At 68.0% G+C, this 15,826-nt stretch carries 11 protein-coding genes and 1 tRNA gene; 9 read left to right on the forward strand and 3 right to left on the reverse strand.

Annotation, left to right across the window (positions count from 1 at the left end):
* Nucleotides 1-79 precede the first annotated feature (79 nt).
* The 7 genes from ACWEQO_RS01105 (at nucleotide 80) to ACWEQO_RS01135 (ending at nucleotide 9,812) form a co-directional block, all read left to right on the forward strand.
* Entirely contained in the window at nucleotides 80-2,377 is a 2,298-nt protein-coding gene (locus ACWEQO_RS01105) for an FdhF/YdeP family oxidoreductase (RefSeq protein WP_452977529.1), read from the forward strand.
* 85 nt (nucleotides 2,378-2,462) lie between these two features.
* Nucleotides 2,463-2,954, forward strand: a complete 492-nt coding sequence (locus tag ACWEQO_RS01110; RefSeq protein ID WP_361450738.1) for a PaaI family thioesterase — start codon at nucleotides 2,463-2,465, stop codon at nucleotides 2,952-2,954.
* Nucleotides 2,955-3,968: 1,014 nt separating this feature from the next.
* Nucleotides 3,969-5,201 (forward strand): ABC transporter substrate-binding protein, encoded by a 1,233-nt coding sequence (locus tag ACWEQO_RS01115; protein ID WP_452977533.1) that lies wholly within the window; start codon nucleotides 3,969-3,971, stop codon nucleotides 5,199-5,201.
* 110 nt (nucleotides 5,202-5,311) lie between these two features.
* On the forward strand, nucleotides 5,312-6,244 hold the full coding sequence (locus ACWEQO_RS01120) for a branched-chain amino acid ABC transporter permease (protein ID WP_361450732.1): 933 nt from the start codon (nucleotides 5,312-5,314) through the stop codon (nucleotides 6,242-6,244).
* 5 nt (nucleotides 6,245-6,249) lie between these two features.
* Entirely contained in the window at nucleotides 6,250-8,079 is a 1,830-nt protein-coding gene (locus tag ACWEQO_RS01125; protein WP_452977536.1) for a branched-chain amino acid ABC transporter permease, read from the forward strand.
* A gap of 3 nt (nucleotides 8,080-8,082) precedes the next feature.
* Nucleotides 8,083-9,099 carry an ABC transporter ATP-binding protein gene (locus ACWEQO_RS01130; protein WP_452977539.1) on the forward strand — a complete coding sequence of 339 codons (1,017 nt, stop codon included), beginning with the start codon at nucleotides 8,083-8,085 and terminating at the stop codon, nucleotides 9,097-9,099.
* A complete protein-coding gene (locus tag ACWEQO_RS01135) occupies nucleotides 9,096-9,812 on the forward strand; it encodes an ABC transporter ATP-binding protein (protein ID WP_361450724.1) in 717 nt (238 codons plus the stop codon). Before ACWEQO_RS01130 ends, ACWEQO_RS01135 begins: the two co-directional genes overlap by 4 nt.
* 72 nt (nucleotides 9,813-9,884) lie before the next feature.
* Here the strand turns inward: ACWEQO_RS01135 and ACWEQO_RS01140 are convergent, their stop codons facing one another.
* Entirely contained in the window at nucleotides 9,885-10,541 is a 657-nt protein-coding gene (locus ACWEQO_RS01140; protein ID WP_361450721.1) for an ANTAR domain-containing response regulator, read from the reverse strand.
* 104 nt (nucleotides 10,542-10,645) lie between these two features.
* Between ACWEQO_RS01140 and ACWEQO_RS01145 the strand changes: the two genes are divergently transcribed.
* Nucleotides 10,646-10,720: transfer RNA gene (locus ACWEQO_RS01145), tRNA-Leu, on the forward strand.
* Nucleotides 10,721-10,825: 105 nt separating this feature from the next.
* A complete protein-coding gene (locus ACWEQO_RS01150) occupies nucleotides 10,826-11,569 on the forward strand; it encodes a helix-turn-helix domain-containing protein (RefSeq protein WP_361450718.1) in 744 nt (247 codons plus the stop codon).
* Between the two features lie 18 nt (nucleotides 11,570-11,587).
* Here the strand turns inward: ACWEQO_RS01150 and pyk are convergent, their stop codons facing one another.
* Complete coding sequence (gene pyk, locus ACWEQO_RS01155) at nucleotides 11,588-13,024, reverse strand: pyruvate kinase (protein ID WP_452977544.1); 1,437 nt, start codon at nucleotides 13,022-13,024, stop codon at nucleotides 11,588-11,590.
* A gap of 240 nt (nucleotides 13,025-13,264) precedes the next feature.
* Nucleotides 13,265-15,778 (reverse strand): aminopeptidase N, encoded by a 2,514-nt coding sequence (gene pepN, locus ACWEQO_RS01160; protein WP_452977547.1) that lies wholly within the window; start codon nucleotides 15,776-15,778, stop codon nucleotides 13,265-13,267.
* Nucleotides 15,779-15,826: the final 48 nt, after the last annotated feature.

A 15,826-nucleotide genomic window follows, 5' to 3' on the forward strand; every position in this document is an offset into this window, starting at 1 on the left:
CTTCGGCCTCCCTCGCCGTCACCGCCGCGTGCGAGGATCGGAGGCGTATGTCACACGTGTACGCGAAGAGGAGTGCGCGATGGCCACCAAGCCGCCCAAGGGTGATCCGGTCCAGGACGCGCCGCAGGTCACCGAGCCGAAACACGCGGCCGCGGGCCTCACGGCGATCGGCCACAGCCTGCGTATGGCGCACCGGCAGATGGGCGTGAGACGCACGGCGCTGACCCTGCTCAACGTCAACCAGAAGGACGGCTTCGACTGTCCGGGCTGCGCCTGGCCGGAGCCCGAGCACCGGCACACCGCGGAGTTCTGCGAGAACGGCGCGAAGGCCGTGGCCGAGGAGGCCACCCTGCGCCGGGTCACCCCCGAGTTCTTCGCCGCGCACCCCCTCGCCGACCTGGCCGGCCGCAGCGGCTACTGGCTGGGCCAGCAGGGCCGCCTGACCCACCCCGTGTACCTCCCCGAGGGCGGCGACCGCTACGAGCCGGTCACCTGGGAGCGCGCCTTCGACATCGTCGCCGAGGAGATCGCCACCCTCGACTCCCCCGACGAGGCCCTCTTCTACACCTCCGGACGCACCAGCAACGAGGCCGCCTTCCTCTACCAGCTCTTCGCACGCGAACTCGGCACCAACAACCTGCCCGACTGCTCGAACATGTGCCACGAGTCCTCCGGCTCCGCCCTGTCCGAGACCATCGGCGTCGGCAAGGGCAGCGTCCTGCTGGAGGACCTCTACAAGTCCGACCTGATCATCGTCGCCGGGCAGAACCCCGGCACCAACCACCCCCGCATGCTGTCCGCCCTGGAGAAGGCCAAGGCGAACGGCGCGCGGATCATCACCGTCAACCCGCTGCCCGAGGCGGGCCTGGAGCGCTTCAAGAACCCGCAGACCCCCAAGGGGCTCACCACCGGCGCCGCCCTGACCGACCTGTTCCTGCAGATCCGCCTCGGCGGCGACCAGGCCCTCTTCCGCATCCTCAACAAGCTGATCATCGACACGCCCGGCGCCGTCGACGAGGACTTCGTGCGCGAACACACGCACGGCTACGAGGAGTTCGCCGAGGCCGCCCGCGCCGCCGACTGGGACGCGACACTCGCCGCGACCGGCCTCACCCGCGGCGACATCGAGGAGTGCCTGCGCATGGTCCTCGCGTCGAAGCGCGTCATCGTGTGCTGGGCGATGGGCCTCACCCAGCACAAGCACTCCGTGCCCATGATCCGCGAGATCGTCAACTTCCTGCTGCTGCGCGGCAACATCGGCCGCCCCGGCGCGGGCGTCTGCCCGGTGCGCGGCCACTCCAACGTGCAGGGCGACCGCACCATGGGCATCTTCGAGCGGCCCGCACCGGAGTTCCTGGACGCCCTGGAGAAGGAGTTCGGCTTCGCACCTCCGCGCGAGCACGGCTACGACGTCGTACGGGCCATCCGCGCGCTGCGCGACGGGAAGGCGAAGGTGTTCTTCGCCATGGGCGGCAACTTCGTCTCCGCCTCCCCCGACACGGAGGTCACCGAGGCCGCGATGCGCCGGGCCCGGCTGACCGTGCACGTGTCGACCAAGCTGAATCGCGCGCACGCCGTCACCGGCGCGCGCGCCCTGATCCTGCCGACCCTGGGCCGCACCGAACGCGATCTGCAGGACGGTGGCGAGCAGTTCGTGACGGTCGAGGACTCCATGGGCATGGTGCACGCCTCCCGCGGCCGCCTCGAACCGGCGAGCGGACAGCTGCTGTCCGAACCGGCCATCGTGTGCCGGCTGGCCCGCCGGGTCCTCGGCGCGGACAGCAAGGTCCCGTGGGAGGAGTTCGAGAAGGACTACGCGACGATCCGCGACCGCATCGCGCGCGTGATCCCCGGCTTCGAGGACTTCAACGCGCGCGTGGCGCACCCCGGAGGGTTCGCCCTCCCCCACGCCCCGCGCGACGAACGGCGCTTCCCCACGGCCACCGGCAAGGCCAACTTCACCGCCGCGCCGGTGGAGTACCCCGAACTGCCCGAGGGGCGGCTGCTGCTGCAGACGCTGCGCTCGCACGACCAGTACAACACCACGATCTACGGCCTGGACGACCGCTACCGGGGCATCAGGAACGGCCGCCGCGTGGTGCTCGTCAACCCGCAGGACGCGCGGGACCTGGGGCTGGCGGACGGCTCGTACGTCGACCTGGTCAGCGAGTGGAAGGACCGCGGCAGCGGCGACGGTCTCGAGGAGCGCCGGGCGCCCGGTTTCCGCGTGGTGCACTACCCGACGGCCCGCGGCTGCGCCGCCGCGTACTACCCGGAGACCAACGTCCTGGTGCCGCTGGACGCCACCGCGGACACCAGCAACACCCCGGCCAGCAAGTCCGTCGTGGTCCGTCTGGAACAATCGGCGACCGACTGAGCGTTTGCTCAGCGCCACCTCCGCGGTCGCGGTGGTGGCGCAGTGCCGTATGCCGCAGTGATCACGACGAACGGAGCCGGGCCCCATGGGAGAGCAGCAGCACGTGAAGTTCCCGCACGAGGTCATCGACGAGTACGCCGCGCTCGGCGTGGATCTGCAGGCGCTCTTCTCCGCGGGCCATCTCGGTACGCGCATGGGCGTGCAGATCCTGGAGGCCTCGGCCGAGCGGGTCGTCGGGACGATGCCGGTGGAGGGCAACACCCAGCCCTACGGGCTGCTGCACGGCGGCGCCTCCGCCGTACTGGCCGAGACCCTGGGCTCGGTGGGGTCGATGCTGCACGGCGGCAGTTCCAAGATCGCCGTGGGTGTCGACCTCAACTGCACCCACCACCGGGGCGTCCGCTCCGGCCTGGTCACCGGCGTCGCCACCCCGGTGCACCGGGGGCGGTCCACGGCGACGTACGAGATCGTCATCAGCGACGAGGCCGACAAGCGGGTGTGCACCGCGCGCCTGACCTGTCTGCTGCGGGACGTGAACCCGGGCGACGCCGAGCGGGCGGCCGGCGCCACGGGCTGACCGGCGCGTGAGGGTGCGGGGGCGGCCGTGCGGCCGCCCCCGCACCCGTTTCCCGACCCACCGTCCCGGCCGCCCACTGCGGCCCGTGACGGCGTCCGGCGACGCCGTGGCCGCCGCGCGCCCGCCGGTGGACGCCAAAGCCGCCCGACCGACCAAGATCTGAACGGCCGTCAGCCGCACGAGGCCCGCACCGAGCGGCACCGTGCGAACAAACCGGCCGAAGTGCCTCGGCGGCGACCGACCCGCCCCCGCGGGCCCCTGCGACGGAACCAGCGCCCCGGCCGTCCCACCCCCTCCGCGGCTCCCCGCCGCACGCCCTGGGGCGCCCCGCCGTTCCCGCCCGAAGTGATCGCTATCACCCCCCTGAAACCGCAGGTCACAAGCCTGGGAGAAGGTAAACGGAATTCCGGGCTCACCATCAAACTCCGTGCAGAATACAGCTATTCTGCCGCCGCCATCCGCACATTTCCAGCCACACGCGGGGCTCTCACCGACTCCCGATCCGGGCGCCCCTTTCCGGACAAAAACAGGCCCCGCACGCAAGATCACCATCACCCTGCGCAGCGCGGAATGCGAAGAATGGACGGGGGCGCCGACCACCCCCTCCCGGCGTAACTCTACGTAATCCGCAAGCGATACGGACCTGCGGCCCCACCTGCGGACCCCGCTCCGCACAAGGCCTCCCACCGAGCCCGACAAGTCGCCTGCAGCAACGATTTCAGGTAATCACCAAAACCCCTGACACACCTGAACTCCTCCCGTCCGGTCCTGCGGTTTCTCATGATCCGGACAGCGCAAAACGGATGTAATTCCGCCGTACCCCCCACGGAATACCGCTCTGCAATACGTCGTGTCATAACAAGAGAGTCACAGCCTTGGCCAGACCCTCCTCCGCATTCCCCACACCCGCTTAGAGTCACGGCCAGTCACCGCGCCGCCTGATCGTCACTTCGGCCCAGCGCTCGACTCGGCCGTTTCCACCGGGAAACGCCCGTCAGGGGAAAGGACTGGATCGTGCGTCAACGTTCGCTCATCGCCATCACCGCCGCGCTGTCAGCGGGAGCGCTCACCCTCACCGCCTGCGGCTCACGAGGCGGAGACGAGGGATCGGACTCCGGCAAAGGCGGCACCACCACCGTCACCATCGGCGTCGACGCCCCACTGACCGGCGACCTGTCCGCACTGGGTCTCGGCATCAAGAACTCCGCCGACCTGGCCGCCAAGACCGCCAACAAGCAGGACTACGTCAAGGGCGTCACCTTCAAGATCCTGGCCCTCGACGACCAGGCACAGCCCTCCTCGGGCCAGCAGAACGCCGTCCAGCTCGTCGCCGACAAGACCGTCCTCGGCGCCGTCGGCCCCCTCAACACCTCCGTCGCCGAGTCCATGCAGAAGGTCTTCGACGACGCCAAGCTGGTCCAGGTCTCCCCCGCCAACACCGGCCCCTCCCTCACCCAGGGCCCCGACTGGCAGACCAAGAAGGCCCGCCAGTACAAGGCCTACTTCCGCACCTCGACCACGGACGCCGTCCAGGGCCCGTTCGCCGCGCAGTACATCTACAACGACGCCAAGAAGAAGAAGGTCTTCGTCATCGACGACAAGAAGACCTACGGCGCGGGCCTCGCCGGCACCTTCACCGAGGAGTTCAAGAAGCTCGGCGGCAAGGTCGTCGGCACCGAGCACATCAACCCCGACACCAAGGACTTCTCCGCGGTCGCCACCAAGGTGAAGAAGTCCGGCGCGGACGTCGTCTACTACGGCGGCGAGTACCCGCAGGCCGGCCCGCTCAGCAAGCAGATCAAGGCAGCCGGCGCCAAGATCCCGCTCGTCGGCGGTGACGGCATCAACGACGACGACTTCGTCAAACTGGCCGGCCCCGACAGCACCGGCGACCTCGCCACCTCCGTCGGCGCCCCCGTCGAGGAACTCGACTCCGCCAAGAAGTTCGTGACCGACTACAAGGCCGCCGGCTACAAGGACGAGTACTCGGCCTACGGCGGCTACTCCTACGACTCCGCCTGGGCCATCATCGAAGCCGTCAAGAAGGTCGTCGAGGACAACGGCGGCAAGCTGCCCACCGACGCCCGCGCCAAGGTCACCGAGGCCATGCAGAACGTCTCCTTCGACGGAGTGACCGGCAAGGTCTCCTTCGACGAGTTCGGTGACGCCACCAACAAGCAGCTCACCGTCTACAAGGTCGAGGACGGCGCCTTCGTGCCCGTCAAGTCCGGCACCTTCACGGGCTGACCGAGCCCTACCACTCACCAGCCGCGCGGGGCGCTGTTCCACTGGCGCCCCGCGCGTGCTCGCATCCGGCCACAATCCGTCGAACATCCGAAAGTCTCGGAGGACATGCGGTGAACGAACTGCCGCAGCAGCTGGTCAACGGCCTGCTACTGGGATCCATGTACGGGCTGGTCGCCATCGGCTACACAATGGTCTACGGCATCGTCCAGCTCATCAACTTCGCCCACGGCGAGATCTTCATGACCGGCGCCTTCGGCGCACTCTCGGTCTACCTGTGGGTACTTCCGAACGGCACGTCCATGTGGATCGCGCTGCCGCTCATGCTCCTCGGCGCCATCATCGTCGCCGTCCTCGTCGCCATGGGGGCGGAACGGTTCGCCTACCGCCCCCTGCGCGGCGGCCCACGCCTGGCGCCCCTGATCACCGCCATCGGCCTCTCCCTCGCCCTGCAACAAGCGGTGTGGGCCTGGTACCCGGAAGCCAAGTCCGCCCGCCCCTTCCCGCAGATCGACGGAGGCCCCTTCGAGATCGGCAGCGTCACCATCCAGACCGGTGACATCTTCGTCTTCTGCGCCGCCCCCATCAGCATGGCCATCCTCGGCTACTTCGTCATGAAGACCCGCACCGGACGCGGCATGCAGGCCACCGCCCAGGACCCCGACACCGCCAAGCTCATGGGCATCAACACCGACCGCATCATCGTGGTCGCCTTCGCCCTCGGCGCCACCTTCGCCGCCGTCGGCGGCGTCGCCTACGGCCTCAAGTACGGCCAGATCGAATTCCGCATGGGCTTCATCCTCGGCCTCAAGGCCTTCACCGCAGCCGTCCTCGGCGGCATCGGCAACATCTACGGCGCCATGATCGGCGGCCTCGTCCTCGGCGTCGCCGAAACCCTCGCCACCGCCTACATCTCCGACATCCCCGGCATGCACCAGTTCGGCAGCCAGTCCTGGGCCGACGTCTGGGCGTTCGTACTCCTCATCCTCGTGCTGCTGTTCCGGCCCCAGGGCCTGCTCGGCGAGCGCGTCGCGGACAGGGCGTGACACCGATGACCACACAGATCACCGCACCCGAAACCCCCAACGCCCCCACCACCGGCAGCGCACCCACCGGGCTCATCCCCCTCCCGGAACACATCGGCCGCGCCCTGGCCACCGGCGGCGCCCTCCTGACCGTCGCCTCCGCCTTCCTCGCCTGGACCTGGACCTCCGCCTTCCCCGGCGACCTCACCGTCTATGGCTACCCCGGCGGCCTCCAGGTACTCGTCCTCATCAGCGCAGCCCTGACCGCCCTCTTCGCCCTCTCCTCCTACCGCATCAAGGGCCTCGGCTGGGCCACCCCCGCCGGCGCCGACGCGGCCATCAAACTCGCGGCCCTCGCCACCTTCGGCACCACCTGGTACACGGTGCTCGCCATCAGCGTGAAACTCGGCGGCGTCGTCAACCTGGAACCCGGCGGCTACCTCGCCGCCGCTACCAGCCTCACCGCCCTCCTCGGCGCCCTCGCCCTCCCCTTCGAACGCCCCGACCCCGACCCCATCGACCCCGAGGACAGCGGCTGGAACCAGTTCAAACACACCACAGCCCACCACAGGAGGCAGGTGCAGGCAGCCTTCACCACCGGTACCCCCCGCCCCCTCGGCAAACTCCCCTCCTACGCCGAGATCCTCATCATCATCGCGGCCATGGCCATCGGCCTCACCGTCTTCACCTACGGCATCGGCACCGCCTACGACGAACTCTTCATCGGCTTCCTCATCACCGTCGGCTTCTGCTTCACCGCGCTCCTCAAAGCCGGACTGGTCGCCCGCATCTCGACGATCACCTCCAAGCACCGCAACATCACCATGATCGGCGCCTTCGTCGCAGCCGCCGCCTTCCCCTTCACCCAGTCCGACGACCAGTACGCCACCATCGGCGTCTACATCCTCATCTTCGCCACCGTCGCACTCGGCCTGAACATCGTCGTCGGCCTCGCCGGCCTCCTCGACCTCGGCTACGTCGCCTTCCTCGGCGTCGGCGCCTACACCGCCGCCCTGGTCTCCGGCTCACCCTCCTCACCCCTGCACATCCAGATGCCGTTCTGGGCCTCGGCCCTGCTCGGCGCCCTGGTCTCCATGATCTTCGGCGTCCTCATCGGCGCCCCCACCCTCCGACTGCGCGGCGACTACCTCGCCATCGTCACCCTCGGCTTCGGCGAGATCTTCCGCATCGCCGTCCTCAACACCGACGGCACCTCCGGACCCGACGTCACCAACGGCTCCGCCGGCATCTCCTCCATCCCGAACCTGAACATCCTCGGCTTCGACTTCGGCCAGGAACACACCCTCCTCGGGTTCACCATCGGCCGCTTCGCCAACTACTTCCTGCTGATGCTGCTCATCACCCTGGTCGTCGTGATCGTCTTCCGACGCAGCAGCGACTCCCGCATCGGCCGCGCCTGGATCGCCGTCCGCGAGGACGAAACCGCCGCACGCGCCATGGGCATCAACGGCTTCCGCGTCAAACTCGTCGCCTTCGCCCTCGGCGCCACCCTGGCCGGCCTCGCCGGCGCCGTCCAGGCCCACGTCACCTACACCGTGACCCCCGAGCAGTACATGTTCGCCCACGTCGTCCCGCCCAACTCCGCCTTCCTGCTCGCCGCGGTCGTCCTCGGCGGCATGGGCACCATCAGCGGCCCCCTCGTCGGCGCAGCCCTGCTCTACCTCATCCCGGCCAAGCTCCAGTTCCTCGGCGACTACCAGCTCCTGGCCTTCGGTCTCGCACTCGTCCTGCTCATGCGCTTCCGCCCGGAAGGCCTCATCCCCAACCGGCGCCGCCAGCTCGAGTTCCACGAGAACACGGAAACGCCCGCAGCCCTCAGCAAGGCAGGGGTCTGACCCATGACAACCGACACCACCACCCAGGGCACCACGCCCGACGCGACCGCCCCCCGCGAGACCGTCCTCGACGCACGGGGCGTCACCATGCGCTTCGGCGGCCTCACCGCCGTACGCGGAGTCGACCTCACCGTCAACAGCGGCGAGATCGTCGGACTCATCGGCCCCAACGGCGCCGGCAAGACCACCTTCTTCAACTGCCTGACCGGCCTCTACATCCCCACCGAAGGCGAAGTCCGCTACAAGGACAAGGTCCTGCCGCCCAAGTCCTTCAAGGTCACCGCGGCCGGCATCGCCCGCACCTTCCAGAACATCCGCCTGTTCGCCAACATGACGGTCCTGGAGAACGTGCTCGTCGGCCGGCACACCCGCACCAAGGAAGGACTCTGGTCCGCCCTGCTGCGCGGCCCCCGCTTCCACAAGGCCGAAGCCGCCTCCCGCGAACGCGCCATGGAACTCCTCGAGTTCGTCGGCCTCGCCCACAAGGCCGACCACCTCTCACGCAATCTGCCCTACGGCGAACAGCGCAAACTCGAGATCGCCCGCGCCCTGGCCAGCGAACCCGGCCTGCTGCTCCTCGACGAGCCCACCGCCGGCATGAACCCGCAGGAAACCCGCGCCACCGAAGAACTGATCTTCGCCATCCGGGACATGGGCATCGCCATCCTCGTCATCGAGCACGACATGCGGTTCATCATGAACCTCTGCGACCGCGTCGCCGTCCTCGTCCAGGGCGAAAAACTCATCGAGGGCGACAGCGCCACCGTCCAGCAGGACGAACGCGTCATCGCCGCCTACCTCGGCGAACCCTTCGAAGGTGCACCCGGCGAGGAAGAGATCGCCGAGGTCGAGAGAGCCGAAGCACAGGCCGAGACACAGACCGAGGCAGAGGCAGAGGCCGAGCCCCAAGCCGAGACAGAGGCAGGGGCCGAGGCAGAGGCACAGGCCGACACCACGACAGACACCGATGCCGCCGAGGCCACCACGGACGCCGCGCCCGGCAAGGAGAACGACCGATGACCGCACTCCTCGAAGTCGAAGACCTCAAAGTCGCCTACGGCAAGATCCAAGCCGTCAAGGGAATCTCCTTCAAGGTCGAAGCCGGCGAAGTCGTCACCCTCATCGGCACCAACGGCGCCGGCAAAACCACCACCCTGCGCACCCTCTCCGGCCTCCTCAAGCCGGTCGGCGGCCAGATCAAATTCAACGGCAAATCACTCAAGAAGACCCCGGCGCACGACATCGTCGCCCTCGGCCTCGCCCACTCCCCCGAAGGCCGCCACATCTTCCCCCGCATGACCATCGAGGACAACCTCCGCCTCGGCGCCTTCCTCCGCAGCGACAAGGCAGGCATCGAGAAGGACATCCAGCGCGCCTACGACCTCTTCCCCATCCTCGGAGAACGCCGCAAACAGGCCGCAGGCACCCTCTCCGGCGGAGAACAGCAAATGCTCGCCATGGGCAGAGCCCTCATGTCCCAGCCCAAACTCCTCATGCTCGACGAACCCTCCATGGGCCTCTCACCGATCATGATGCAGAAAATCATGGCCACCATCGCCGAACTCAAGGCCCAGGGCACCACTATCCTGCTCGTCGAACAGAACGCCCAGGCCGCCCTCTCCCTCGCCGACCACGGCCACGTCATGGAAGTCGGCAACATCGTCCTCTCCGGAACCGGACAGAACCTCCTCCACGACGAATCCGTCCGCAAGGCCTACCTCGGCGTCGACTGACCCCCACCCACCCCGGAAAACCCAGAGGCCCGCGCCCCCACCAAGGGACGCGGGCCTCACCCGTACCACTCTCTAACCCTTCGCCGCCTTCTTCTCCGCCGCATCGTCGATGACCGCCTGCGCCACCTGCTGCATCGACATCCGCCGATCCATCGACGTCTTCTGGATCCACCGGAACGCCGCCGGCTCCGACAACCCGTACACCGTCTGCAACACCGACTTCGCCCGGTCCACCAGCTTCCGCGTCTCCAACCGCAGACTCAGATCCGCGACCTCACGCTCCAGCTCCCGCAACTCCGTGAACCGCGACACCGCCATCTCGATCGCCGGCACCACATCACTCTTCGAGAACGGCTTCACCAGATACGCCATCGCCCCGGCGTCCCGCGCCCGCTCCACCAGATCACGCTGCGAGAACGCCGTGAGCATCAACACCGGCGCGATACTCTCCTCGGCGATCTTCTCCGCCGCCGAGATACCGTCCAGCTTCGGCATCTTCACATCGAGGATCACCAGATCCGGCCGGTGCTCACGCGCCAGCTCCACCGCCCGCTCACCGTCACCGGCCTCACCGACGACGGTGTACCCCTCCTCCTCCAGCATCTCCTTGAGATCGAGCCGGATCAGCGCCTCGTCCTCGGCGATGACGACGCGCGTCGTCATCGGAGGCACGTGCGACTTGTCGTCGTCGGACGCGTCTACTGGCTGGGGCGACTCGGGGACGCTCACGTGGGGGCTCCTTGGTGCGGGGCAGACCGGTACTGCTGACAAGAGCGTACCCAGCTGCGGTAAGGTGGGGGCACGGCGGGTGACCGCTGACCTTCGTTTCATAGGCCCCGGTATTCCAACTGGTTAGAGAAGCGGTGCTCAAACCACCGACAGTGTGGGTTCGAATCCCACCCGGGGCACTTTTCCTTCGATTCCAAGAATGCACTCCCGAGCGGATGCCCACGTTCGTGTGAACATCCGCCTTTTATTGCGTGTCACTGCGATCATTGGCACACGGTGTGCACATGTACGACCTCAGCACTCGCAAGCGAGCACTCGCCCTGGTGACCCAGGGCCGCAGTCTCAACTCGGTGAGCCACGCGACAGGTATCTCGCGCGCCGCGATCAGATCCTGGCAGCACCGCCTGGAGCCCTTGCCTCGAATGGCGCCTCCCGACCCCGGACCACCTGCCGATGAGTACGCCTACGCCTATCTCCTGGGCCTCTACCTCGGCGATGGCTGCATCAGCGCGCACCCGCGCTCCGGCTACTACCTGCGGATCGTCTGCGCGGACGCGTGGCCAGGGCTGATCGAACAGTGCCGTGAAGCCATTTCCCGAGTCCGCCCCGGTATCGGCGTCCACGTCCAGCCGAAGCAGGGGTGTGTGGCGGTCACCAGCTACTCCCCCTACTGGCCACGGCTCTTCCCTCAACACGGTCCAGGCAAGAAGCATGAGCGGCCGATCGTCCTCGAGCCCTGGCAGCTGGCCGTCGTCGACACTCACCCGTGGGAGTTCGTCCGCGGCCTCATCCACTCCGACGGGTGCCGGATCACCAACTGGACGACTCGGACGGTCGGTGGAGAGCAGAAGCGGTACGAGTACCCGCGGTACTTCTTCACCAATCTCTCGGCCGACATCATCGGCCTCTTCACCCGGTCCCTGGACCGGGTGGGCGTCGAATGGCGGCAGCCGAACCCTCGCAACATCTCCGTCGCCAAGAAGGCCTCCGTCGCCCTCATGGACCGTCACGTGGGCCCCAAGTACTGAACCGGGGCCCCGGGAAGGCTACTTGGAGGTGTCGTCCTCGCCGATGTGGTGGACGCGGACGAGGTTGGTCGTGCCGGGGACTCCCGGAGGGGAGCCGGCCGTGATGACGACCGTGTCGCCCTTCTCGCAGCGGGCGTACCGCAGGAGGAGTTCGTCGACCTGGTCGACCATGGCGTCGGTGGTGCCGACGTGGGGGCCGAGGAAGGTTTCGACGCCCCAGGTGAGGCTGAGTTGGGAGCGGGTGGCGGGGTCGGTGGTGAAGGCGAGGAGGGGGATGGGTGAGCGGTAGCGGGAGAGGCGGCGGGCGGTGTCGCCGGACTGGGTGAAGGCGACGAGGAATCTGGCGCCGAGGAAGTCGCCGATTTCCGCTGCCGCGCGGGCCACGGCGCCGCCTTGGGTGCGGGGTTTGTTGCGTTCGGTGAGGGGTGGGAGGCCTTTGGCGAGGAGGTCTTCCTCTGCTGCTTCGATGATGCGGGCCATGGTGCGGACGGTGTGGACGGCGTGTTTGCCGACGCTGGTTTCGCCGGAGAGCATGACGGCGTCGGTGCCGTCGAGGACGGCGTTGGCGACGTCGGAGGCTTCGGCGCGGGTGGGGCGGGCGTTGTCGATCATCGAGTCGAGCATTTGGGTGGCGACGATGACCGGTTTGGCATTGCGTTTGGCGAGTTTGATGGCGCGTTTTTGAACGATGGGGACTTGTTCGAGTGGCATTTCCACGCCGAGGTCTCCGCGGGCGATCATCACGGCGTCGAATGCGGCGACGATGTCGTCGATGTTCTCGACGGCCTGGGGTTTTTCGATTTTGGCGATGACGGGGAGTCGGCGGCCTTCTTCTTCCATGATGCGGTGGACGTCCTTGATGTCGCGTCCGCTGCGTACGAAGGAGAGGGCGATGGTGTCGAAGCCGGTGCGCAGGGCCCAGCGGAGGTCGTCTTCGTCTTTTTTGGAGAGGGCGGGGACGGAGACGGCGACGCCGGGGAGGTTGAGGCCTTTGTGGTCGGAGACCATGCCGCCTTCGATGACGGTGGTGTGGACGCGGGGGCCGTCGATGCCGGTGACTTCGAGGGTGACTCTGCCGTCGTCGATGAGGACGCGTTCGCCGGGGGTGACGTCGTCCGCGAGGCCGGCGTGGGTGGTGCCGCTGGTGTGGCGGTCGCCTTGGGCGCCGTCTTCGACGGTGATGGTGAAGGTGTCGCCGCGTTCGAGGAGTACGGGGCCTTCGGTGAAGTGGCCGAGTCTGATTTTCGGGCCTTGGAGGTCGGCGAGGAGGCCGACGCTGCGGCCGGTTTCGTCGGCGGCTTTTCGTACGCGGTGGTAGCGCTCCTCGTGTTCGGCGTGGGTGCCGTGGCTGAGGTTGAATCGGGCCACGTCCATTCCGGCGTCGACCAGGTGTTTGATCTGGTCGTATGTGTCGGTGGCGGGCCCCAGCGTGCAGACGATTTTTGCTCGGCGCATGGTGTGAGCCTAGGGCTTACCGATGGGTAGTGATGAGGTCGTATGTGTCCGTTCGGCGGACTGCTCATGAATGCTTATGGACAAGGGTTGAATTGTGCGACCGAATGTTCGTAGGAGTATTCATGACTGCCACTCACGGGTCGGCCATATGCCGGCCATGTATCGGTCATGAGTTCGCGTGGTCGGGGGTTCCGTGCGGTGCGGCACCCCCGACAGCGAGGCATCCGTGTCGTTCGTGGGTTATGCCTGGCGCACCCGCAGCGCTCGGGCCAGGTCGTCGAGCTGGTCGACGAGTTTGCGGCGGAGGGCGGGGGTCGGGTCGGCCTTGCGGAGGCATTTCTCGCCGAGGCGGAGGGTTTCGGGGTCGACGGCGTGGACGGGGAAGGCCCAGTGGCCGGCGGCTTCGGCGATGGCGGGGCCGCGGCGGGCGGCGAGGGCGACGGCGTCCTTGTAGTAGCGGGCGACGTAGGGGCGTACGAGGTCGGCCTGTTCGGGTTGCCAGAAGCCCTGGGCGGTGGCGGTGAAGAGGTAGTTGGACAGGTCGTCGGTGTGGAACATGGTGTCCCAGGCGCGGGCCTTGGCGTCTTCGTGGGGCAGGGCGGCGCGGCAGCGGGCGGCGCCTTCCTGGCCGGTGGCGCTGGGGTCCTGGGCGAGTTCGGCGGCGATGGCGGCTTCGTCGGTGGCGTCGAGGACGGCGAGGCGGGTGAGGACGCGCCAGCGGAGTTCGGGGTCGAGTTCGGGGCCGCCGGGGACGGTGCCGTCGGCGAGCCAGGAGGCGATGGTGTGGGGGTGGGCGGCGGTGTCGATGCGGTGGCGTACGGCGATGAGGCGCAGGTCGGGGTGGTCGCCGTCCTCGGTGCGGCGGATGAGGTCGCGGCACAGGTCGGTGAGGGCGGTGAGGGCGGCGGGTCGTTGTTCGGGGGTGGTGTAGCGGTCGGCGATGTGGGTGGTGGCGAAGGCGAGGGCGCCTTGGACGAGGGCGGGGTCGGTTTCGTGCGGGAGGTGGGTGCGGGCGATGTCCAGGTAGGTGGTGGCGGGGAGGTCGCCGTCGCGGACGGCGTCGCGCAGGGCGTTCCAGACGACGGCGCGGGTGAGGGGGTCGGGCAGTCCGGACAGGTGGGTGCGGATGGTCCGGAAGGAGTGGTCGTCGAAGCGGATCTTGGCGTAGGTGAGGTCGTCGTCGTTGAGGACGAGGAGGGCGGGGCGTGGGCCCGGGGTGCTGATGGTGGTGTCGCCGTGGGTGGGGAGGTCGGCTTCCAGGCGGGTGCGGAGGGTGAGGCCGCGGGTGTCGTCGAGGTCCTGGTCGTAGAGGCCGAGGGTGATGCGGTGGGGGCGGTTGTCGCCGTCCGTGCGGCGGATGGTGAGGTGCCGGTGTCCGTTGTCGGTGGGGATGTGGGGGGTGAGGGTGTCGACGCCGGTGGTGCGGAGCCAGGCGTCGGCCCAGGCGTGCACGTCGCGGTCGGTGGCGGAGGCGAGGGAGTCGATGAAGTCGGCGAGGGTGGCGTTGGCGAATTTGTGCCGGTCGATGTGGGTGTTGATGCCGGCGAGGAAGTCTTTTTCGCCGAGCCAGGCGACGAGTTGGCGTAGTGCGGAGGCGCCCTTGGCGTAGGAGATGCCGTCGAAGTTGAGGAGGGCGGAGGCGGTGTCCTGGACGTTCTCGGGGGCGACGGGGTGGGTGGAGGGGCGTTGGTCGGCGTCGTAGCCCCAGGGTTTGCGGGTGATGCCGAAGTCGGTCCAGGTGTCGGTGAAGCGGGTGGCTTCGGCGGTGGTCTGGTAGCCCATGTACTCGGCGAAGGACTCGTTGAGCCAGATGTCGTCCCACCAGGTGAGGGTGACGAGGTCGCCGAACCACATGTGGGCCATTTCGTGGGCGATGACCATGGCGCGGGTCTGGCGTTGGGTGTCGGTGACGGCGGAGCGGAAGACGAATTCGTCGCGGAAGGTGACGAGTCCGGGGTTTTCCATGGCGCCGGCGTTGAATTCGGGGACGAATGCCTGGTCGTAGGAGTCGAAGGGGTAGGGTTCCTGGAATTTTTCGTGGTAGCGGTCGAAGCAGGCGCGGGTGATGTCGAGGAGTTCGTCGGCGTCGGTGTCGAGGTGGGGGGCGAGGGAGCGGCGGCAGTGGAGGGCGAAGGGCAGGCCGCGGTGTTCGGTGCGGACGGTGTGCCAGGGGCCTGCGGCGACGGCGACGAGGTAGGTGGAGATGAGGGGGGTGGGGGCTGCTTTCCAGTGGCCTTGGCCGAGGTGTCGGGTGATGCCGTTGGCGAGGACGGTCCAGTTGTGGGGGGCGGTGACGGTCATCTCGAAGACGGCTTTGAGGTCGGGTTGGTCGAAGGCGGCGAAGACGCGTTGGACGTCGTTCATGAAGAGCTGGGTGTAGGCGTAGGTTTCGCCGTCGGCGGGGTCGGTGAAGCGGTGCATGCCTTCGCCGGTGCGGGAGTAGTGCATGGTGGCGTCGACGCGTAGTTCGTGTTCGCCGGGGGTGAGGTCCTTGAGCGGCAGTCGGTTGCCGTCGAGGGTGTCGGGGTCGAGGGGGTGTCCGTCGAGGGTGACGGAGCGCAGCTCGGCGGGCTTGACTTCGACGAAGGTGTCCGTTTTGCCCTGGTCGGTGAGGACGGTGAAGTGGATCAGGGTGTGGGAGTCGAAGGTGTCGTCACCGGTGGTGAGATCGAGTTCGATCGTGTAGCGGTGGACGTCGAGGAGCTGTGCTCGGTTGTGCGCTTCGTCGCGCGTCAGTACGGACATGCAGGCCATGCTGCCCGATGCCGCGGGTGCGGCACAGGGGCGGTTCGGTACGTGGTG

This window comes from Streptomyces sp. NPDC004051, assembly GCF_053604275.1.